This is a genomic window from Enemella evansiae (genome assembly GCF_004362375.1).
In the GTDB taxonomy this organism is placed as follows: Bacteria; Actinomycetota; Actinomycetes; order Propionibacteriales; family Propionibacteriaceae; genus Enemella; species Enemella evansiae.
The window spans coordinates 369,235-388,271 of the sequence record NZ_SNXA01000010.1 but is presented as its reverse complement, the minus strand read 5'-3'; the positions used below and the strand labels follow the sequence as shown (position 1 = coordinate 388,271).

Annotated in this window: 16 protein-coding genes and 1 pseudogene; 8 read left to right on the top strand and 9 right to left on the bottom strand. The window is 69.1% G+C overall.

Annotated elements, in window-relative coordinates; all coding sequences use genetic code 11:
* Nucleotides 1-1,161, top strand: coding sequence for an alpha/beta hydrolase (locus C8D81_RS13180; RefSeq protein WP_133626203.1), 1,161 nt, complete (start codon nucleotides 1-3; stop codon nucleotides 1,159-1,161).
* A gap of 44 nt (nucleotides 1,162-1,205) precedes the next feature.
* Nucleotides 1,206-2,936 carry a glucosaminidase domain-containing protein gene (locus C8D81_RS13175; protein WP_133626202.1) on the top strand — a complete coding sequence of 577 codons (1,731 nt, stop codon included), beginning with the start codon at nucleotides 1,206-1,208 and terminating at the stop codon, nucleotides 2,934-2,936.
* 172 nt (nucleotides 2,937-3,108) lie between these two features.
* Here C8D81_RS13175 and C8D81_RS13170 read toward each other — a convergent pair.
* Nucleotides 3,109-3,240, bottom strand: a pseudogene (locus C8D81_RS13170) (Clp protease N-terminal domain-containing protein); the annotation flags it as partial.
* Between the two features lie 2 nt (nucleotides 3,241-3,242).
* Entirely contained in the window at nucleotides 3,243-3,464 is a 222-nt protein-coding gene (locus C8D81_RS13165; RefSeq protein WP_094356613.1) for an RNA polymerase sigma factor sigma-70 region 4 domain-containing protein, read from the bottom strand.
* Nucleotides 3,465-3,527: 63 nt separating this feature from the next.
* Here C8D81_RS13165 and C8D81_RS20990 point away from each other — a divergent pair, with 63 nt between their 5' ends.
* Genes C8D81_RS20990 through deoC form a run of 3 tightly spaced genes read left to right on the top strand, consistent with a single transcriptional unit; the run spans nucleotide 3,528 to nucleotide 6,702 of the window.
* Nucleotides 3,528-4,154, top strand: coding sequence for a uridine kinase family protein (locus C8D81_RS20990; protein WP_166646810.1), 627 nt, complete (start codon nucleotides 3,528-3,530; stop codon nucleotides 4,152-4,154).
* 41 nt (nucleotides 4,155-4,195) lie between these two features.
* A complete protein-coding gene (locus tag C8D81_RS13160; RefSeq protein WP_094430616.1) occupies nucleotides 4,196-6,001 on the top strand; it encodes a M48 family metallopeptidase in 1,806 nt (601 codons plus the stop codon).
* A 23-nt stretch (nucleotides 6,002-6,024) separates the two neighbouring features.
* The gene (gene deoC, locus C8D81_RS13155) at nucleotides 6,025-6,702 is read left to right on the top strand and encodes a deoxyribose-phosphate aldolase (RefSeq protein WP_094430618.1); all 678 of its coding nucleotides are present in this window, start codon (nucleotides 6,025-6,027) and stop codon (nucleotides 6,700-6,702) included.
* A gap of 14 nt (nucleotides 6,703-6,716) precedes the next feature.
* On the opposite strand, the gene C8D81_RS13150 is transcribed toward deoC, so the two are convergent.
* Entirely contained in the window at nucleotides 6,717-7,610 is an 894-nt protein-coding gene (locus tag C8D81_RS13150) for a phenylalanine 4-monooxygenase (protein WP_094356617.1), read from the bottom strand.
* Between the two features lie 250 nt (nucleotides 7,611-7,860).
* Here C8D81_RS13150 and C8D81_RS13145 point away from each other — a divergent pair, with 250 nt between their 5' ends.
* Complete coding sequence (locus C8D81_RS13145) at nucleotides 7,861-9,015, top strand: glucosaminidase domain-containing protein (RefSeq protein ID WP_166646809.1); 1,155 nt, start codon at nucleotides 7,861-7,863, stop codon at nucleotides 9,013-9,015.
* A gap of 83 nt (nucleotides 9,016-9,098) precedes the next feature.
* On the opposite strand, the gene C8D81_RS13140 is transcribed toward C8D81_RS13145, so the two are convergent.
* The 4 genes from C8D81_RS13140 to C8D81_RS13125 are packed head-to-tail and all read right to left on the bottom strand — an operon-like array spanning nucleotide 9,099 to nucleotide 12,747.
* Nucleotides 9,099-10,022, bottom strand: coding sequence for an ABC transporter substrate-binding protein (locus tag C8D81_RS13140; protein ID WP_094356619.1), 924 nt, complete (start codon nucleotides 10,020-10,022; stop codon nucleotides 9,099-9,101).
* Nucleotides 10,023-10,025: 3 nt separating this feature from the next.
* Nucleotides 10,026-10,778 (bottom strand): ABC transporter permease, encoded by a 753-nt coding sequence (locus tag C8D81_RS13135; RefSeq protein ID WP_094402579.1) that lies wholly within the window; start codon nucleotides 10,776-10,778, stop codon nucleotides 10,026-10,028.
* The gene (locus C8D81_RS13130; RefSeq protein ID WP_094356621.1) at nucleotides 10,775-11,425 is read right to left on the bottom strand and encodes an ABC transporter permease; all 651 of its coding nucleotides are present in this window, start codon (nucleotides 11,423-11,425) and stop codon (nucleotides 10,775-10,777) included. Before C8D81_RS13130 ends, C8D81_RS13135 begins: the two co-directional genes overlap by 4 nt.
* A complete protein-coding gene (locus C8D81_RS13125; protein WP_094430624.1) occupies nucleotides 11,422-12,747 on the bottom strand; it encodes an ABC transporter ATP-binding protein in 1,326 nt (441 codons plus the stop codon). The genes C8D81_RS13130 and C8D81_RS13125 overlap by 4 nt, the downstream gene beginning before the upstream one ends.
* Before the next feature lie 114 nt (nucleotides 12,748-12,861).
* Here C8D81_RS13125 and C8D81_RS20985 point away from each other — a divergent pair, with 114 nt between their 5' ends.
* Complete coding sequence (locus C8D81_RS20985) at nucleotides 12,862-13,455, top strand: GOLPH3/VPS74 family protein (RefSeq protein WP_166646808.1); 594 nt, start codon at nucleotides 12,862-12,864, stop codon at nucleotides 13,453-13,455.
* Between the two features lie 126 nt (nucleotides 13,456-13,581).
* Nucleotides 13,582-16,848: a (Fe-S)-binding protein gene (locus tag C8D81_RS13115; protein ID WP_133626198.1), complete on the top strand. Its 3,267-nt coding sequence runs from the start codon at nucleotides 13,582-13,584 to the stop codon at nucleotides 16,846-16,848.
* A gap of 356 nt (nucleotides 16,849-17,204) precedes the next feature.
* Here the strand turns inward: C8D81_RS13115 and C8D81_RS13110 are convergent, their stop codons facing one another.
* Nucleotides 17,205-18,416 (bottom strand): chloride channel protein, encoded by a 1,212-nt coding sequence (locus C8D81_RS13110; protein WP_133626197.1) that lies wholly within the window; start codon nucleotides 18,414-18,416, stop codon nucleotides 17,205-17,207.
* Nucleotides 18,413-19,015 carry a TetR/AcrR family transcriptional regulator gene (locus C8D81_RS13105; protein WP_166646807.1) on the bottom strand — a complete coding sequence of 201 codons (603 nt, stop codon included), beginning with the start codon at nucleotides 19,013-19,015 and terminating at the stop codon, nucleotides 18,413-18,415. The genes C8D81_RS13110 and C8D81_RS13105 overlap by 4 nt, the downstream gene beginning before the upstream one ends.
* Nucleotides 19,016-19,037: the final 22 nt, after the last annotated feature.

Genomic DNA, 19,037 nt, shown 5'->3' with positions numbered 1-19,037 from the left:
ATGACAGGCTCCTCGGTATACCCGGTGCCCGACAGCATCCGATCGCGGTTCGTGCCGGCGGTGAACGGGCTCACCGTGCACTGCCTGGAGGCGGGTCCGGCCGACCCGGATGCCCCGGCCGTGCTGCTGCTGCACGGATTCCCGGAGCTGGCCTACTCCTGGCGCAAGGTGATGCCGCCGCTGGCCGAGGCCGGGTACCGGGTGATCGCGCCGGACTTCCGCGGTTTCGGGCGCACCACCGGGTGGAGCGCGACCTGGAGTTCGGCGGCGGACCTGCGGCCCTTCCGGTTGCTGACTGCGGTGCGCGACCAACTCGGTCTGCTGCAGGCGCTGGGTGTACGCTCGGTGGCCGCTGTCGTCGGGCATGACTTCGGGGCCTGGGTGGCGCCGTGGTGTGCGCTGGTACGTCCCGATGTGTTCCGGTCGCTGGTGGTGCTGAGCTCACCGTTCGCCGGGCCGCCGGCGCTGGCCACCGCGGGGACCGATCCACGAGCCGACTGGCCGGCGCGGCTCGCCGGGCTGCCACGACCCCGCAAGCACTACCAGTGGTACTACTCCACCCCGGCCGCGAACGATGACATGGTGCGCGCCCCGCAGGGTGTGCACGACTTCCTGCGGGCGTACTTCCACATGAAAAGTGCTGACTGGGCAGGGAATCGGCCACACCCGCTCGCCGATGCCAGTGCCGAGCAGCTCGCCGAGTTGCCGACCTACTACGTGATGGACATCGGGGCGACGATGCCGGAGACGGTGGCGCCCGAGATGCCGTCGGCGGCCGAGATCGCGACCAACACCTGGCTGCCCGATGACGAGCTCGCGGTCTATGCCGCGGAATACCGCCGGGTCGGTTTCGGCGGCGGGTTGCAGTGGTACCGACGGGCCACCACCGGCCTCGACCAGGCCGAGCTGGAGCTGTTCAGCGGGCGTACCGTCGATGTCCCCACCCTGTATCTGGCCGGTGCCAGCGACTGGGGCACCCACCAGGTCCCCGGTGCGCTGGAGACGATGCGGACGACCGCCTGCACCAATCTGGTCGGAACCCACCTGATCGACGGCGCCGGCCACTGGGCCCAGCAGGAGCAACCCGAGACCGTCACCCGGCACCTCCTCGACTTCCTGGCCGACGGCGATCTGAACCGGGAACCCTCAGCCCCCGGTTGACCGTGGACTGGTCAAAACCGACGTGGGCACCGGAGAATCAGCGCATGGTGAATACCCTCCCCCACACCAGGCACCTTCGTCGCGTCACCGCACTGCTCACCCTGGCCCTTGCCCTCACCACCGTCGCGGTGTTCGGCGCGCCACCGGCCCGGGCGGCCGACACCACCCGGTTCATCACCGCGGTCGCACCGATGGCCCAGCAGGCCCAGCGCGAGTTCCGCGTCCCCGCCTCGGTGAGCATCGCCCAGTCGATCCTGGAATCCGGCTGGGGGACCTCCTCGCTCGCGGTCTACGCCCACGCCTACTTCGGCATCAAGTGCAAGACCGATTACGCCAGCCCCTACCAGCTCGGTTGCATGGACAAGTCCTCGTTGGAGTACTACGACCCCAACAATCCGACCCCGGTGGTCAGCGCCTTCCGCACCTACCGCTCGGCGGGTGACTCGTTCTCCGACCACGGTTACTTCCTGAAGAACTCCAGCCGGTACGCCGCCGCCTTCAACTATTCCAGCGATCCGGACAACTTCATCCGCGAGGTGGCAAAGGCCGGGTACGCGACCGATCCCGGGTACGCCGACTACATCATCAGGCTGATGCGCACCTACAACCTGTACGCCTACGACTCGGCCAGCACCACGAACCAGCCGGTCCGGGTCGACGGCGCCATCGGTGACAAGTACTACGCGATCGGCGGACCGTCCAGCCCGCTGGGTTTCGCGATCGGCGGTGAGGTCGATGGTCCGGTCGCCGGATCGCGGATGACCGTGTTCAACAAGGGAATCCTGCCCTGGAGCCCCAGCGGCGGTGCACACCCCATCATGACCGAGATCTGGTCGCACTACCGCTACAGCCAGTCGCTGCGCGAGGTGCTGGGCCCGGTGACCTCTGATGCGTACACCACGAATTCAACCCTGCAACAGAATTTCGTCGGTGGCCGGATCACCCGCACCAATGGTTCCTGGAATGACGTCTACGGCCGGATCTTCGTCCGCTGGACCGCGCTCGGTGCCGACCGCGGGCTGCTCGGGATGCCGACCAGCACCGAGACCGCCGGCCCCGTCGCCGGCAGCCGGATGAACCGGTTCGCCGGCGGCACGATCATCTGGTCCCTGCAGACCGAGGCGCAGGCCCTGTTGCCCGGGATCTCCGCCTGGTATTGGAATCTGAGCACCAATGATCGTCGGACGATCGGCATTCCGCGTTCGGCTGAGTACCAGGTGAGCGGCGGCATCGCGCAGGACTTCACCGGTGGCACCGTCTACTGGCGCGACGGGCGGGCGGTGATGGTCTACGGCGCGATCGGGGAGCGGTACGCGGCCCTCGGCGGCCCGAGCGGACAGCTCGGTTTCCCGACCAGGCAGGAATTCGGCTTCAACGGCGGTCGGGTCACCGACTTCGGCAACGGCAGCATCTACTGGTCGCCGGCCACCGGTGCGCAGCCGGTCTGGTCGGGGATCAACAGCTGGTACCGCGGCCGGCCGCCGGCGGTGCAGAGCGGCCTCGGCCTGCCGAGCGCGGTCGAACAGGACGCCGAGGTCCCGGGCACCCGGGTGCAGGCGTACGCCGGTGGCCGGATCTACTGGTATGGCCTGCAGGCGCACTCGGTCTACGGCAGCATCGGGCAGAAGTACGCCGAGCTCGGCGGTGCCCGCTCGCAACTGGGTCGCCCGACCGTCGAGGAGTACGACATCCCCGGCGGCCGCGCCACCGGATTCGAGGGCGGCCGGATCGAGTTCTCCTGGCGTGACTACTCCACCCGGGTGATCCTGAACTGAGGCCCTCAGGCGGCCGGTCGCAACCGATCCCGGAGTCGGGCCGCGACGGTCCCCGGGTCTGTCCCGCTGCGAACCACGGCGCGATGGGCGATGCCGGAGCTCGGATGCAGCAGCGCGACCAGGATCGCATCCGCGCCGATCTCCCGCGCACCTGATCGACGTCCAGGCCGTCGACCGGTTCGGTTGCGTCCAGGGCGGCGAGCAGCAGGTGCTCGGTACCGATGTGGTTGTCATTCGCATCGCCGGCGAGTCGCTGCGCCTCGACGACCACCCGTCGGGCCGACTCGGTGAATCGCTCGAACATGATCAGCCTTTCCGCCCGAGGTGGGCATGCTTCTTGTGCACCGCCTGTTTGCTGACGCCGAGCGCGGTGGCGATCTCCTGCCAGGACCAGCCCAGGCCCCGGGCGCGCTCGACCTGCAGGCGTTCGAGCTGGTCGGTGAGCGCGCGCAGGCTGGCCACGGCCCGCAACCCCTCGGCGGGGTCCGAGCTGTCCACTCCGGTGGTGATGTCCGTTCCGATCGACATGCCGTCAGCTTAGGTTGACGCCGCCGGTTCGTCAACAGTTGTTGACGCCATGACAATGGGCCCATGGAACTCCACCCCGGCGAACCGGCCGCCATCGATTGGCAGACGCTGGACGCGCCGACTCTTCGCGCCGAATTCACCCCGCACCGGCTGATCCTGGTCGACGGTGGCTCCGGTAGCGGCAAGACGACCTTCGCCGACCACGCGGCCACCCTGCTCGGCGCGCCAGTGGTGCGTACCGATGACATCGCCTGGCACCACCACGCCACCGACTGGGACACCGAGCTCATCACCCACGTCATCGAACCGTGGCGACGCGGCGAACCGGTCCGTTACCGCCCTCCGGGCTGGGTGACCCGCAACCGTGCCGGCGCGGTCACCGTGTCCGCTGGGCAGCTGATCATCGAAGGGGTGGGTGCCGCCCGTGCATCCCTGGCCCGGTTGGCGGATCTGGTGATCTGGGTGCAGACCGATCGCCCGCTCGCGCGCGAGCGCGGCATCGCCCGGGACGTCGAGCTGGGGCGTACCCCCGCCGAGGCGGAGCGGTTCTGGACCGAATGGATGAGTGCCGAGGACCCCTTCCTGACCGCCGAACAGCCCTGGCGCAATGCTCACCTGATCGTCGACGGCGCGGGTTCGACCCCGTCTGCCACCCGGATCGCCGACGGCCCGGCTGCACCCGTCGGCTGATTCACTGGGTGGGCCTCCCGCCCCCGATTCGAGAGGACCCGATGAAGTCGGTTCGCGCGCTCCTCAGTCTGTTGCTGCTCGTTCTGTTCCCCCTGGTGGTGGTCGCCGCGCTGGTCGGTGTGATCGCACTGACGGTCACCGTCGCCGGCCGGACGGGCTCGACCCCGTTCGCCGCCAAGCTGATCCTGGTCCCGGTGCTGCTCGGCGTCGTCGTCGCCGTCGGTGAGGTGCTGCGCCGCCGTCCCGAGCCACCGCCGCTGCCGGAGCTCACCAGGGCCCAGCACCCGGCGCTGTGGGCCCAGGTCGACGAGCTCGCCGCGCTGGCCCAGACCGCCCCGCCGGATCGCATCGAGCTGAGCCCGGAGGTGAATGCGGCGGTCTATCAGACGAAGAAGGGCCGTTCGATGGTGATCGGGTTGCCGCTGCTGGCCACCTTCACCGTCGCGGAACTGCGCTCGGTGCTCGCGCACGAGCTCGGCCACTTCGCCGGCGGGGACACCGCGGCGAGCTCGAGAACCCTGCGCCTGCAGGTTTTTCTGCGGACGGCACGCGATCATGCGGGCCTGCTGCTCGGCTGGTTCTACCGGCTCTACTACCGGCTCTATCTGTGGGTCAGCTCCGCCAGCCGACGCAACGCCGAGTATGCCGCGGACCGGCTGTCGGTGCGCGCCACCGACCCGCAGACCGCGGCCGAATCGTTCCGGCGGCTCTACCAGGTCGCGCTGGCCTGGGACCTGGTGGAGGAGGAGTACCTGCCGATGTTCCCGCTCGCCGGCGCCCGCGCCTCGATCGGCGAGGCGCTGCACGGTGTCCTGCAGCAGAACGCCGAACCGATCCAGCGCGCCGCCGATGAGGCGATCGCCACCCAGCGACCCGCCTGGGACGATTCCCACCCGCCGACCGCGCAGCGGATCCAGAACTTCCGCGACCAGCCGACGGAGCCGGGCACCACACCCCCGGACACCCGCCCCGCGGTGTTGCTCGTCGGCCGTGAATCCCTGGATGCGTTGGAGGGCGAACTGCTCACCCAGGACCTGCCGTTGACCGGTTGGCCCGAGGTGCAGGCCCGTGCCCAACAGGTCGCGCAGCGGGAGCGTACCGGGCACCTCCTCGGCGAGTTGCGCAGCGAGAACATGATCGCCCGGCCCCGGCTGGCCGACTACTTCGCGCTGGTCCGCAATCGGCCCGACGCTCTCCACCCGCTGGTCAGCTCCCCCGACCAGGACGGTGCGACCGGGCTGCACCACCTCACCCAGGGGCTGACCCTCGGCGCACTCGCCGGCACCCCCGGCGTACACACCCGCACCGACTGGCGGACCGAGGTGCAGTGGTTCGCTCCCGACGGCAGCCCGATCGACCTCGACGCGCTGACCAGCGCGCTGATCGACCCGAACGGGCCACCACCGGGCCAGCTGCTGCCGGGGGCACCGCTCGATCAGGATCTGGTTTCGGCGGAGCCGACGGCCCAGGAGGCGCCGACCGCGGCGGCGATGTGCCTGCGCGGCCAAGGCGGCCAGTTCTTCGACCTGCTGCTCTATCCCTCCGGGATCGCCGTGCTGCCCCTCGATCTGCCGATGGCCGACCGGATGGGGGCCGCCCGCGGCAAGGCCTACCACGAGCAGCGGTTGCAGCAGCTGGCCGGCCGGCCCCGAGAGGTGCTGCTGCGCAGCCTCGGCGGCCAGTTCGTCCCCTTCGATCGGCTGACCGACCTGAAGGTGGGCCGCGGCCCGTACCGTTCGGTGCGGTTCACCGTCGACGGCACCCCGATCACCCTCGGGAAACGCGACTGGAGCCAGGACTTCGGCGGCGCCTGGGACGCGCTGCGCGGGCTGCAACAGCCCACCTGAGCACCCGGCTAGGCTGAGTCACCATGACCACCTTGTCCCGCGCGGAGCTCGCCCAGTACGTCGACCACACCCTGCTCAAGCCGGAGGCCACCCCCGCCGATGTGCAGGCCCTGGCCGCCGAGGCGCGCGAGCTGGGGGCGTACTCGATCTGCATCTCGCCGAACATGCTGAACCCGGCGGTGCTGGGGGGTGAGCTGGAGCTCGGCGAGGTCAAGCTGGCCACGGTCTGCGGCTTCCCCTCCGGCAAGCACGAGTCCGAGATCAAGGCTGCCGAGGCGGCCAAAGCCGTCGAGCACGGCGCCGACGAGGTGGACATGGTCATGGACATCGGCGCGCTGAAGTCCGGCAACACCGACGCCGTCACCGCCGATATCCGCGCGGTCCGCGAGGCCATCCCCTCGGCGATCCTCAAGGTGATCATCGAGGCCGCGGCGCTCACCGACGACGAGATCGTCGCCGCCTGCCGCGCCGCCGAGGCGGCGATGGCCGACTTCGTGAAGACCTCGACCGGTTTCCATCCGGCCGGCGGGGCGTCGGTCGAGGCGGTACGCCTGATGCGCGAGACCGTCGGCGATCGGCTCGGGGTGAAGGCCTCCGGCGGCATCCGCGATCACGCCACCGCGATCGCGATGATCGAGGCGGGTGCCTCCCGGCTCGGCCTGTCCGGGACGGCGAAGGTGCTCGAGGGCGCCACCGACTGACGACGCCGGGTGACTCAGGCGGGGGTGCCCACCCCGCGGAGCGCGGCGATCGAGTCGTCGGTGCAGGTGTCGAAGAAGACGCCGACGACCTCCTCCAGCTCATCGAGGTTCTGGGCGGCGAACAGCACCGGCTGATAGGCGGTGATGTCGTAGTTGATCGAGCCCATCTGCGGCAGGTCGAGCGGGCGGATCTCCATCTGGGCGTATTCGTCCATTTCCCCATAGCTGGAAAGGATTCCGGCGCCGTACGCCTTCAGGTCACCGTCCTCCCACATCACCCCGAACTCCATCGAGAACCAGAACACATCCGCCAGGAACTGCATCCCCTCCTCGCTCTCCAACCGCATCGAGGCCTGCCCGGCGGCCTCGGTGAGCCGCGCGAAGCGGGGACTGGCGAGCTGGTTGCCGTGCCCGATCACCTCGTGGATGATGTCCGGCTCAGGGGTGTAGAGCGGCTCGGAGGGATGACGCAGATACTGCGTGGAATGGAAAACCCGGCGCCCCAGCGCGCCATAGAACTGGCGCAGTTCGACCAGCCCGGGGGCGGCGATGTAGCTCCATCCGGTGAGCGGTTCGATCAGCGCGCTCACCTCATCGAGCTGCGGCACCCGATCGGTGGGCAGCTTGAGGGCCGCCTTGGCGGCCAGGTACTCGCTGTGCGCGTGGCGCTCGTGCTTGGGGGCGAGTTCGCGACTGACGATCCGCCAGACCTCGTTCTCCTGGTCGGTGTACGCGATCTGCGGGATGGGTTGCCCGGGTGACCAGGAGACCGCGGCGGCGGCGATCTCGTTGCGGCGGGCGCGGTAGGCCTCGTCCTTGAACCCCGGATGGTTCTCGCCCAGGTGCACCTGGACCGACCCGTCCGCGTCCGCGGAGACCGGGGAGTACAGCTGACCTTCGGTGAACATGATCCCTCCATCGACGGTGACGTGGACCACAAGTGCAACAGAAGTCCCACCCGGGGCCAAGTGTTGCCCGGCGAGCTGGTCAGATCGACCACCAATTGCACGCAGATCCCAAAAATCGCTGGTCAACCTGCGCACCAGGCCCCGAAGCCCCTTCCCGGCCGTCAGGGAAAGGAACCTTCCACCGCCGCGGACGAGACCGCGGCCGGCCTCCGGACCTAGCGTGAGGACGTACCCAGCCGAGGAGCCCACCATGAAACCGCAGCGCATCGACCGTCGCGTGCTGGCGATCGCGATCACCGTCCTGACCGTCGCCTCGTCACTGCTGCTGGCGCCGTGGGCGATGGCCGCCAAGGGGGTCGACACCTCGAGCAAGCAGGCCTACCTCAAGTCGGTCGCGCCGCTGGCCCAGGCGAGCATGAAGAAATATGGTGTGCCGGCCTCGGTCGCGATCGCCCAGTCGATCCAGGAGAGCTCCTGGGGCAAGTCCTCGCTCTCACTGGAGGGCAACGCCTACTTCGGCATCAAGTGCAGCTCGCAGAGCCAGTACAGCAACGGCTGCGTCACCAAGCAGACCTGGGAAGTCGTGAACGGCAAGAAGATCGTCATCGACGCCAAGTTCCGCAGGTATCCGAAGCCGGAGAACAGCTTCCTCGATCACGGGCTCTTCCTGAAGAGCAAGGACCGGTACGCCGCGGCGTTCAAGTACACCAAGCAGCCGAAGCAGTTCATCCGCGAGGTGCACAAGGCCGGGTACGCGACCGACCCGAACTACACCAACGCCATCACCAAGCTGATGGACCAGTACAACCTGTACCAGTACGACAAGGTGACGACCACGACATCGCCGACGAAGAAGCCGACGGGGACCAAGTCACCCACCAAGAAGCCGACGGCCAAGCCGACCGCGACGAAGTCCCCGACCGGCAAGCCGACCGGCAAGCCGACCGCCAAGCCGACCCCGAAGCAGACCGCTTCGCCGAAGCCGACGGCCACCAGGTCGCCGACGGACAAGCCGACCGGCAAGCCGACGCCCAAGCAGACCGCGACGCCGAAGCAGACCGCCAGCCCGAAGCCCACGCCGAAGGCCACCGCGACCCCGAAGGCGACCCCGCCGGTCACGTCGAGCCCGGAGCCGACCACTCAGCCGACGAGCGAACCGACCAGCGAGCCGACGACGGGGCCGGAGCCCACCACCGACCCCACCTCGGAACCGGTGCCCACCGAACCCACCGAGCCGAGTGATCCGACCGAACCGGTGAACCCGGAGCAGCCGGCCGATCCGGAGAAGGAGTTGCCGCCCGACGTGCCCGCACCGGCACCGGTGGCGGACAGCAAGAGCAGCGGTGGCTATCCCACCGGCGGCTATCCCGAGACGACCGGCGGACTCGCCAGCACCGGAGTCTGACCCACCGAACCCACCCCGAACCAGAACCGCCTGACGCCCGGCCGCCCCCGGGCGTCAGGCCATTTCTCGGGCCAACGAGTGGGTCAGGCCAGGTTCTTGGACTTCAACCAGTCGCCGGCGACCTTCTTGGGATCCAGGTGATCGGCATCCACCTGCTTGTTCAGCGCGGTCAGGTCCTCGGTGGTGAGCGCCGCCTGGACGGCGTCGACGGCTTGGACGGCCGCAGCGTTGTTCTTCACCTCGGCGCGGACCAGCGGGATCACCTGCTGCGGCAGGATCATCTGCTGGGGATCGCTGAGCATGACCAGGTTGTTGTCGCTGATCGCGGCGTCGGTGGTGAAGAAGGTGGCCACCTGGACCTTGTTGTCGAGCAGATCCTTCACCTTCACCGCCTGGGCGTCGTAGGTGCGGAACTCCTTGAACTTGGCGCCATAGATCGCCTCCAACCCGGGCGGACCGTAGGGGCGATCCTTGAGCTCGGCCGGGCCGCCCAGGGCGGCATTGGCGGCGATCTTCTTCAGATCCGACAGGCTCTGCAATCCGTTCTGCTGGGCGTATTGCGAGGTCACGCAGTAGACGTCCTGGTCGGCGGCCTGGGAGGCCTTCAGCACCGCGAGCCCCTGGCCGGCGACCACGGTCCCCAGTGCCTGCTCGATCTCCGCGGGCTTGGTCGCCGGATTGTTCTGGTCCAGGTATTGCAGCAGGTTGCCGCCGTATTCGGGCACCATCTGCACCGAGCCGTCCTGGAGTGCCTTGATGTAGACCTCGCGGCTGCCGATGCCCTGCTTGGTGGTGGCCTGTACGCCCTTCGCGGCCATCGCCTGGGCGTACAGCTCGGCGAGCACCATCGACTCGGTGAAGTTGGCCGAGCCGACGGCGATGGTGCCGGCGGCCGGCGGGCCGGAGGCACCGGGTGAGGCGCTGGAGTTGGCGAGTGGATCATTGCCGACCCCACAGCCCGCCAGCGGAACCAGGGCGGTCAGGGCGAGGAAGTTGCGACGTTTCATGGGTCAGCCTTTCGCTTCAGCGGGCTCAATTTTCCCATCCGGGTTGGATTCCCGGGCAGGCTCGGCGGTCAGATTGGGGTCGGTATCGGTGTCGGTGTCGCGATGGACCGGGTTGGCGCGACGACGCAGGACGGCGGCGGCCACGCCCAGGACGATGTCCAGGACGATCGCCAGCGCCATCACCAGCACCGCCCCGGCGAACACCTCCGGATAACCGCCGATCCGCTTCTGCCCGTCGAGCACCAACCGACCCAGACCACCCGCGGCGGCCATCGCGGCGACGGTGGCGCTGGCGATCACCTGCAGCGAGGCGGAGCGGACACCGGAGACGATCAGCGGCAGCGCGAGCGGCAGCTCGACACGGCGGATCACCTGGCCGTCGGTCATCCCCATCGCGGCGGCGGCGAGCACGGCATCGGAGTCCGCGTTGAAGAATCCGGAGACGGTGCCGTTCAGGATCGGCGGCACGGCGAGCACGGCCAGGCAGAGCACCACCGGCAGCGCGCCGGTGCTCATCAGCGTGACCGCGAGCACCAGCAGACCGAGGGTGGGGATGGCCCGCGCCGCGTTGCTGATCCCGGCGACCAGGACGTTGCCGCGGCGGGTGTGGCCGATCAGGATGCCCAGCGGGATCGCCACCACCATGGCCGCGAGCAGCGAGACCCCGGAATAGAAGAGGTGCTCCAGCAGGCGCTGGCCGATACCGTCGCCGCCGGACCAGTTGGCCGGGTCGAAGAGGAAACCGAGGAGGTTCATCGCGACCCCAATCCGAACCAGGGCAGGAAGATTCGCTGGGCGAGCAGGATCAGCGAGTCGGCGATCAGGGCGAGCAGCAGGATCAGCACCATGGCGACGATGATCGGAGTGGCGAAGCCCTGATCGAAGCCCTGGGTGAAGTACTGCCCCAGTGCTCCCATGCCGATCACCGCGCCGACCGAGACCAGGGAGATGGTGGAGACGGTGGCGACCCGCAGGCCGGAGATGATCACCGGCATCGCCAACGGCAGCTCGACGCCGAGCACTCGGCGTACCGGGCCATAACCCATCGCCACCGCCGACTGGCGGACCGTGTCGTCCACCGCCGCGAACCCATCGGCGACGTTGCGGACCAGCAGCGCGAAGGCGTACACCGCGAGCGCCACCACCACATTGACCGGGTCGAGGATCTGGGTGCCGAGGATCAGCGGCATCACCACGAACATGGCGATCGAGGGGATCGCATAGAGCAGGCCGAGGACCGCCAGCCAGGCGCCGGCGGCGCGGCCGGTACGCCGGACCAGGTAGCCGACCGGCAGCGCGACGACCAGACCGATCAGCACCGGCAGCACCGAGAGCACCACGTGCTGGCCGGTCCGCGCGGCGATGTCGGCCGCATTGGCCTGCAGCCAGGTCCAGTTGATCACGGCTTCTCGCCCTCCGGTTCCACGTCGGCCGGCTGCTCGCTCGCGGGCGCGTCAGCGGGCTTGACGGCGGTGGCACCGCCGCGGCGCTTGCGGCGGCCCTTCGCGGAACGCTTCTGCTCGGCCAGCGCCTCGGCCTCGGCGCGCTGGCGCTCCTGGTCCGCGGCCTGCTCGGCGGCCTGCCGCTCGGCCTCGATACGAGCGGCCTCGGCATCCTCCTCGGACCGGATCTGGCGGGTCACCTGGCTCTCGGCGACCCCGGCCCGGTAGGCGCGGACGTGCTGCATCACCGCATCGTCGGAGATCACCCCGGCGTAGCGACCATCGGCGCCGACGGCGACCGCGAGCCCGGTCGGCGAGGTGAGCGCGGCCTCGACGACCTCCCGCAGCGGCGCCCCCGGGTTGGTGAAGGTGCTGCCCAGACCGAGCAACCGGCCCGGGCGCTGCGGATCGGCCCAGCCCTGCGGGCGGCCCTCCCCGTCGACGACCAGCACCGGTTCGTCGCTGGGGCCCTCCCCGCGCTCGAAGGCGGCGTTGCGGACGGTGCGCACCCGCTCCAGCTTCAGCTCCGGTGCACCCGCGAAGGTGAGCGAGCGGTAACCGCGGTCGCGCCCGACGAAGTCGGCAACGAACTCACTGGCCGGGTTGTCGAGAATCTCCTCGGGGGTGTCGAACTGGGCCAGATGGCCGCCCTTCTGCAGCACCGCGACCTGGTTGCCCATCGTGATCGCCTCGTCCATGTCGTGGGTGATCATCAGGATGGTCTTCTTCAGATCGGTCTGCAGCCGCTTCACCAGCTCCTGCAGATCGGCGCGGACCACCGGGTCGACCGCGGAGAACGGCTCGTCCATCAGCAGCAGATCGGGATCCGCGGCGAGTGCCCGGGCCACCCCGACGCGCTGTTGCTGGCCACCGGAGAGCTGGGCGGGGAAGCGACGGCCGAGCTGCGGTTCCAGGCCGACCAGCTCCAGCAGCTCCTGCGCGCGGGCATGGGTCTTCCGATCGTCCCAGCCGAGCAGTTCGGGCACGGTGCCGATGTTCTCCAGGATGGTGCGGTGCGGGAAGAGGCCACCGTTCTGGATCACATAACCCATCTGCCGGCGCAGCACCGTCTTCTTCAGCCGCTTGATCGGCGTACCGTCCCATTCCACGCTGCCGGCGGTCGGCTCGATCATCCGGTTGACCATCCGCAGCAGGGTGGTCTTGCCGCAACCCGAGGGGCCGACCATCACCGTGGTGCCGTCGGAGGGCACGACGAGGCTGAGGTCCTCCACGGCCTTGGTGCCGTCGGAATAGGTCTTGGACACCGACTTGAACTCGATCAAGGCGATCCTTGCTGCTGGCGGACGGACGGACCCGACAAGCGTAATCGCTGGGCCTGTCGGTTCCAGGAAGCTGCCCCGGCGGGTGCGAACCTGGCTCCAGTTAGCCTCTACCCCGTGCTGGTCGCCGAGAAACTCCTGCTGCTGCTCACCGATACCGAGACCGGGAGGGTACGTGGCCAGTTCGCCGATCGGGCGCTCGCCGGCGCCCTGCTGATGGACCTCTCCTTCCGCGGCCGGATCCGGGTGACCGAGAAGGGTGAGCGGAGCCATCGGCCGAACCGGGTCGTGGTGGTGAACGACGCCCCCACCGACGACGCGGTGCTCGATGCCGCGCTGGCCCGGCTCGCCGGGGCCGAGCGGCGGATGCAGAGCGCGGTCGGTCGGTTGGCGGGTCAGGTTCGTACGCCGCTGCGGGAGCGACTGATCGCGGCCGGTGCCGCCGGTGACCGGGCCGCGAAACAGGACCTGCTGACCACCCTGCGCCAGGTGCTGCTCGACGGTGCGGAGCCCGACACCGACACCGCGGCCCTGATCGGCGCACTGGCGGCACTCGGGCGCCTTCCCGGCATCCTCGGTGAGCGGTTGTCCCGGGAGCAGAAACGCGCGGTGCGGCAGCGGGCCAGCGAGCTGCGGCAGCAGAACTGGGCCGCGGATGCGGCGTACCGGTCGATCGTCGCCACCAACGCCATCATCGCGGGCGGAGCCTGACGCAGCTCAGGGCGTACGCTGACCCGAAGGTCACCACTGGCATCCCAAGCTACTGCCAAGTAACATGTGGCCACGCGAAGGTGCCGCAGGCTGGCACCGATACCACCCAGACCTCGGGAGCGCTGCGTGAAAACACTGGCTGTCGTCCTGGCCCTGCTGATCTCGGTCATCGGGGTCGCCCTGTTCGCCCGGGCCGTCGCCCACATCGTCGGCGTCGTCCGACTCGGGCAGCCGACCCTGGGCCGCTCGGATCGCCCCGCCGATCGCTGGAAGCACCTGCTGATCGAATCCTTCGGACACACCCGGATGCTGCAGTGGAGCAAGGTCGGCGCCGCGCACTGGGTGGTGTTCATCGGCTTCCTCTACCTCTTCTTCACCCTGGTCACCGCCTACGGCCAGATCTTCGTGCCGGAGTCCGCGCTGCCGATCGTCGGGCACTGGTTCGTCTACGAGTGGATCACCGAGGGGCTCGCCTGGCTGATGCTGGCCTGCATCGGTTATCTGATCGTGAACCGCTTCGTGCTGGTCGGCAACGGCAAGGGCCGATTCTTCGGATCCCGTTCCTGGCAAGCGATCTACGTCGAGTTCACCATCCTCGGGATCGCTGTCTGCATCCTCGCACTGCGGGCGCTGGAGTACGCCCTGGCGGTCGCGACCGGTTCGAGCCAGGGGACCCCGTTCCACTTCCCGCTGACCTTCTGGATGGCACCGAGCGGGATGTCGGTGGAGGCGCTGGAGACAGCGATCGTCTGGGTCGCGGCGCTGAAGATCATCGTCTCGATGGCCTGGTTCTGCGTGATCGGGCTGAACCTCACGATGGGTGTCGCCTGGCACCGGTTCTCCGCCTGGCCCAACATCTGGTTCAAGCGCAAGAGCGACGGCGGGACCGCGCTGGGCGCGATGCTGCCGATCAACATCGACGGCAAGCCGGTCGGCGGACTCGAGGATGTCGAGGAGCTGACCGACGAGCAGCAGGAACGGCTCGGGGTGGGCCGGATCGAGGACTTCGCCTGGAAGGGTCTGCTGGACTTCACCTCCTGCACCGAGTGCGGCCGCTGCCAGTCGCAGTGCCCTGCCTGGAACACCGAGAAGCCGCTCTCGCCGAAGCTGCTGATGATGGGGCTGCGCGAGCACGCGTACGCCAAGGCGCCCTGGTTGCAGGCGGCCGAGTCGGCCCGCGGTGAGCTGCCCGAGGCGGTCCGCCAGGAGGCCGAGCGGCCGCTGGTCGGGGTCGGTGCGGATGCGGTGGCGCAGGCCGAGGGTGACCCGATCCGGGTCGGCCCGGACGGTGCGGTCGGTGTGGTCGATCCGGACGTGCTGTGGTCCTGCACCAGCTGCGGGGCGTGCGTGCAGCAGTGCCCGGTGGACATCGAGCATGTCGATCACATCATGGACATGCGGCGCTTCGAGGTGCTGGTGAAGTCGGAGTTCCCGGAGGAGTTGAACGGGCTCTACAAGGGCCTGGAATCCAAGGGCAATCCGTGGAACCTGAACAAGAAGGGCCGGCTGGACTGGACCAAGGATCTGCCGTTCCCGGTGCCGGTGGTCGGCTCCGATGTGGAGGATCTGAGCGGTGTCGAGTATCTGTTCTGGGTCGGTTGTGCCGGCGCCTTCGAGGACCGGGCGAAGAAGACCACCCAGGCGGTCGCCGAGCTGCTGAACACCGCCGGGGTTTCCTTTGCGGTGCTGGGAACCGGGGAGACCTGCACCGGTGATCCGGCCCGGCGGTCGGGCAACGAGTTCGTCTTCCAGCAGCTCGCCGCCGAGAACGCGGCCACGCTGACCGAGGCCAAGGCGCACAAGGTGATCACCACCTGCGCGCACTGCCTGAACACGTTGAAGAACGAGTACCCGCAGGTCGGTGTCGAGCTCGAGGTGGTGCACCACACCCAGCTGCTGAACCGGTTGGTGCGCGATGGCCGGTTGACCCCGGTCGCGGCGCCGACCGGTGAGGTCGCCGGACGCAGCATCACCTACCACGACCCGTGCTACCTGGGTCGGCACAACCAGATCTATGAGGCCCCGCGGGATCTGCTCGGTGCGATCCCCGGGGCGGCGTACGCCGAGATGCCGCGGCACGGCGACAAGTCGTTCTGCTGTGGTGCGGGCGGTGCGCGGATGTGGATGGAGGAGAAGATCGGTACCCGGATCAACCGGAACCGGACCTCCGAGGCGCTCACCGTACTCGGCCAGGACGAGAACTCCGCGATCGCCACCGCCTGCCCGTTCTGCCGGGTGATGATCTCCGACGGACTGACCGCCGAGCAGCAGGACGGCCGCGGCGAGAACGTCGAGGTGCTGGACGTCGCGCAGTTGCTGCTCGAGTCGGTACGCCGCGGCCAGCCGGCCCTCGAACCGGCGGCTGAGCGAGCGACGAAGGACCCCACTCCGGCGGCTGAGCGAGCGACGAAGGAGCGAGACGAAGCCCCGGCCGAGCCCGAGCCGGTACCGGTCGCTGAGCGAGCGAGGGACGAGCGAGACGAAGCCAAGCCAGCAACGACGGACACCGCCAAGCTGAGCCCCATCGAACGCGCCAAGCTCAAAGCCAAGGGCGGCACGAGCACCCCGGCAACCGAGCAGGCGACGGAACCGGCGGCTGAGCAAGCGACGAAGGAGCGAGGCGAAGCCCCGGCCGAACCTCAGCCCGCGAGCGACAAGCCCCTCTCCCCGATCGAACGCGCCAAACTCAAGGCCAAGGGTGGCGCAACCGCACCCGCGGTCGAGTCCGAACCGGCGGCTGAGCGAGCGACGAAGGAGCGAGACGAAGCCCCGGCCGAAAAGCCCGCACAGCCCAGCAACAAGCCCCTCTCCCCGATCGAACGCGCCAAGCTGAAAGCCAAGGGCGGCACGAATACCCCGGCAACCGAGCAGGCGACGGAACCGGCGGCTGAGCGAGCGACGAAGGAGCGAGACGAAGCCCCGGCCGTACCAGCCGGCGAGCAGAAGCTCAGCCCACTCGAACGCGCTAAGCTCAAGGCAGGCAAGGGAAATCCCGCACCAACCGCACGTCCCGAACCGAGCACCGACCCCACCCCGGCAACCAAGCAAGCCACGGAACCGGCGGCTGAGCAAGCCACGAAGCAGCGAGACGAAGCCCCGGCCGATAAGCCCGCACAGGCAAGCGAGAAGCCGCTCTCCCCGATCGAGCGCGCCAAGCTGAAGGCCAAGGGTGGTACCGCCAAGCCCGCACCAGCACGACCGGCAACGGACCCGGCTTCGGAGCCCGCGTCCAAGCCGGAGCCCACGCAGGAGTCTGCGCCGGTGAACGAGGCCCCCGAGCAGACGACCCCCGAGCCCGCGGCACCCACCCCGCCCGAGGCCACCGAGTCGGGTGCCGAGAGCCCGATCGCCAGGGCCAAGCGGTTGGCGGCCGAACGGCGCGCCAAGGGCTGACTCCACTTCGCGTACCAACTCTCACTCCGCGGCCTGTATGCGGTCCGCAGAGTGAAAGTTGAGCCGCAGAGTGGAGAACGGCCGACCGGGGAGGGTGGGCCGGTCCTGGTGGGCCCTGCGGAATTTGCGGCTCGATCGAGGAATCGGCCGTCTTGTTCATTGATCGCGGATCGAGCCGCAGATTCCGAAGGAGGGCGGGTCGGGAGACCTGCCCCCTGCGCGTCGTGGGACGACGGCAGCTCGGATCGGCTGCATCCGCCGACTCGATGAACGGGGATTCATCTCGACACGGTCGCTGCGCGACCTACTCGATGAACGAACAAGCCCCGCACGCTGCGCGAGCTACTCGATGAACGTCAGTGAGACTTTTCCTGTTCCGGAAGGAACTGGACGACGATCAATCCGATGCCGACACCCACGGCCAGCGGGATCAGGGCATTGCCGTGCAGGATGAACGCGCAGATCAGCAACACCGCAAGGGGTTTCCGCATTCCGATGGTGGTGGCGGCCCCCATCCCGGCAACGATGGCGGCCGAGGGATGCAGACCGGGCACCAGCGCCAGCGTGGCCGCACCGGCCGCCGCCCCCGCGAACAGCAGCGGAAAGATCGCACCACCGCGCCAGCCAGTCGCCAGATTCACTGCGGTGGCGAGCAATTTCAGCACCGCCACCCCGGCCAGGGCGAGCCAGGCGCGTTCGTCGACCATCGTCAGGATCTCACCGAACTCGTGGTGTCCGGAGAACCGGATCACCGGCCAGGCAGTGGCCAGTGCCGCGAACACCAGCGTCCCGAGCAGGGTCTGCACCGCCACGCTTCGCGGGCGCTGCAGCAGCTTCGCGATCATCGGCCCGACCAGCACATAACCGGCCGCCACCGCGGCCCCGGCCACCGCCGGTACCACGGCCAACGCGAGATCCACTGCCCGGAACCCCGGATAGGACGGCACGCCGAGATCGGTCGGCCGGCCGCTGACCAGCGCGTACACCACCAGAAATCCAACCAGGCCGGCGATCGCGGCCAGCAGGGTGAGCAGTTTGCCCGGCCCGAGGGTGTCATCGTCGTATGCCGCAGCCCCCGGCGGCGACCCATAGAGACCGGACAGCACCGCCGCGTTACCGGCCTCGCCGACGGCCCGCGCCTCGGCCTGCGATCGGGTGATCCGCAGACTCACCAGCGCGGACAGTTCGGAGACGATCGCGATCAACCCCGCCTCCGGACCGATCGCGCCGCCGAAACCGACCGCGATGATCGCCGAGACGGCGAGCAGCGCGGTGCGACGCCGATGCAGCGACCGTGGATCGGCGGCCGCCTTGATCTGTTGCTGCAGATCGGCGTCATCGGTGTTCCCGCGCAACAGGGCAAGGAGAATGCCGCCGATACAGATCGCGACGAAGACATACCACCGGGCCTCGGAGACCGACCAGACCAGGTCCTGGCCCCCATTCATCAACGCCAGTGCGAGCGCCGCCACCGCACCGGCAACGGCGCCGTAGCCGACGGCGATCACCAGCGGCCGCCAGCGTCCCGGCGCCAGTTCCTCCGGCTCTGCCCGATCCGATTCGCTCACTTTGCCTCCCCGGGCAGGTATGCCGCGGCAGCACCGCCAGCCAGCAGCATGGCCGGCACCCGATCGGCCAAGGCAGCCGAGGGGGCCGACAGTTCGTGCAGCAGGATCCCGTCGACCAGCGCCAGCACCAACCGGGCACCGCCCTCGGGATCGGCCGAGTCCAGGCCGGCGGCGACCCTGCGTACGAAGACCTCGCGATGCGCCCCGATCACCTGCTGCAGCTCCGGCCGCGTGGAGGCGTACAGGAACAGCTCGAAGCGTGCCCGGGCCAGCGCGGGTTCCGCCTGGATCGCGTCGGCCACCTCCCGGGCGCGCTGCCAGACCTCCGTCGGCAGGTCGCCGGCCCACATCCGGGCCCGTTCGACTGCCGAAACCTCGAGCAGATGTCCCAGCTCGACCTCGACCAGCCGATGCAGCACGGCGTCGATCAGGCCGTCGAGATTGCCGAAATGGTACTTGGCCAGACCCTGGGAAACCCGGGCCCGGTTCTCCACCTTGCGGTGGGTCAACCCGCGCATCCCCTCATGCGCGAGCTGCCCGATCGCGGCGTCGATGAGCCGGTCACGCACCCTTTCGCTCGACTCCCGGGATACCACCATGCCCGCGAGTGTAGTAAGTTCC

What these genes read in the sequence shown, in the direction of transcription:
- C8D81_RS13180 (WP_133626203.1), top strand. Translation starts at nt 1, where the DNA reads ATGACAGGCTCCTCGGTATACCCGGTGCCCGACAGCATCCGATCGCGG.
- C8D81_RS13175 (WP_133626202.1), top strand. Translation starts at nt 1,206, where the DNA reads ATGGTGAATACCCTCCCCCACACCAGGCACCTTCGTCGCGTCACCGCA.
- C8D81_RS13165 (WP_094356613.1), bottom strand. Translation starts at nt 3,464, where the DNA reads ATGTCGATCGGAACGGACATCACCACCGGAGTGGACAGCTCGGACCCC.
- C8D81_RS20990 (WP_166646810.1), top strand. Translation starts at nt 3,528, where the DNA reads ATGGAACTCCACCCCGGCGAACCGGCCGCCATCGATTGGCAGACGCTG.
- C8D81_RS13160 (WP_094430616.1), top strand. Translation starts at nt 4,196, where the DNA reads ATGAAGTCGGTTCGCGCGCTCCTCAGTCTGTTGCTGCTCGTTCTGTTC.
- deoC (WP_094430618.1), top strand. Translation starts at nt 6,025, where the DNA reads ATGACCACCTTGTCCCGCGCGGAGCTCGCCCAGTACGTCGACCACACC.
- C8D81_RS13150 (WP_094356617.1), bottom strand. Translation starts at nt 7,610, where the DNA reads ATGTTCACCGAAGGTCAGCTGTACTCCCCGGTCTCCGCGGACGCGGAC.
- C8D81_RS13145 (WP_166646809.1), top strand. Translation starts at nt 7,861, where the DNA reads ATGAAACCGCAGCGCATCGACCGTCGCGTGCTGGCGATCGCGATCACC.
- C8D81_RS13140 (WP_094356619.1), bottom strand. Translation starts at nt 10,022, where the DNA reads ATGAAACGTCGCAACTTCCTCGCCCTGACCGCCCTGGTTCCGCTGGCG.
- C8D81_RS13135 (WP_094402579.1), bottom strand. Translation starts at nt 10,778, where the DNA reads ATGAACCTCCTCGGTTTCCTCTTCGACCCGGCCAACTGGTCCGGCGGC.
- C8D81_RS13105 (WP_166646807.1), bottom strand. Translation starts at nt 19,015, where the DNA reads ATGGTGGTATCCCGGGAGTCGAGCGAAAGGGTGCGTGACCGGCTCATC.